This window comes from Pseudoxanthomonas kalamensis DSM 18571 (assembly GCF_010211745.1).
GTDB classification, from domain to species: Bacteria; Pseudomonadota; Gammaproteobacteria; order Xanthomonadales; family Xanthomonadaceae; genus Pseudoxanthomonas_A; species Pseudoxanthomonas_A kalamensis.
On record NZ_PDWQ01000022.1, the window covers coordinates 1 to 936 of the forward strand.

The following is a 936-nucleotide window of genomic DNA, read 5'->3' on the forward strand; positions in this document are numbered from 1 at the left end:
GAGCCACTGATGAGGGGAACCACCAAAGACGATGTTATGCATATGCATTTCATCGGCCGAACAACGGTGAAGGTAGAAGCCAAGCTACCTGTATTTGGCGATATATTAAAGGTCTTAGGGGCAACAGATATTGAAGGGGAGCTTTTTGACTCATTGGATATAGTCATTAAGCCAAAATTTAAAAGGGATATAAAAAAGGTTGCCAAGGATGTTATTTTTAACCCGTCACCTCAATTTTCAGACATTAGCCTGCGGGCAAAAGATGAGGCCGGAGATATTTTAACAGAACATTATCTATCAGAAAAAGGCCATCTCTCAGCGCCTCTGAACAAGGTCACCAATGCTGAGATAGCTGAAGAGATGGCATATTGCTACGCAAGAATGAAAAGTGATATACTGGAATGTTTTAAAAGGCAGGTGGGCAAAGTTAAGGATTAATTATCAGGAGTAATTATGCGGAACAGAATCATGCCTGGTGTTTACATAGTAATAATTCCTTACGTTATCGTAAGCATTTGCTATCTCCTTTTCCGCCACTACATTCCTGGTGTTTCTTTTTCAGCTCATAGAGATGGTCTTGGGGCGACATTGTCATCATATGCAGGAACCATGATTGCAATCCTGATTGCTGCCTTGACGTTTCTAATCGGAAGCAGAACGCGCCGACTGGCCAAGATTAGAGAGTATGGGTATATGACATCGGTAGTTATTGTCTATGCCCTTAGTTTTGTTGAGCTTGGAGCTTTGTTTTTCTGCGGGTTATTGCTTCTTTCCAGCATAAGCGGCTACATGATACCCACTATCGCCATCGGCATTGCCTCTGCATCGTTCATTCATATATGCATCCTTGTTTTCCAACTATATAATTTGACCAGAGAACAAGAATAACCCGGCCTCAGCGCCGGGTTTTCTTTGCCTCACGATCGCCCCCAAAAC

The 936-nt window shown here is 42.7% G+C and carries 2 protein-coding genes; both read left to right on the forward strand.

Annotated features, from left to right (window positions below):
• A partial coding sequence (locus CSC70_RS13705; RefSeq protein ID WP_425501593.1) for a hypothetical protein occupies positions 1-438 on the forward strand: 438 nt, incomplete at its 5' end.
• Between the two features lie 30 nt (positions 439-468).
• On the forward strand, positions 469-888 hold the full coding sequence (locus CSC70_RS13710; RefSeq protein WP_002969635.1) for a protein rexB: 420 nt from the start codon (positions 469-471) through the stop codon (positions 886-888).
• Positions 889-936 lie beyond the last annotated feature (48 nt).

Coding starts and splice junctions, on each gene's coding strand:
- CSC70_RS13710 (WP_002969635.1), top strand. CDS start 469: ATGCCTGGTGTTTACATAGTAATAATTCCTTACGTTATCGTAAGCATT.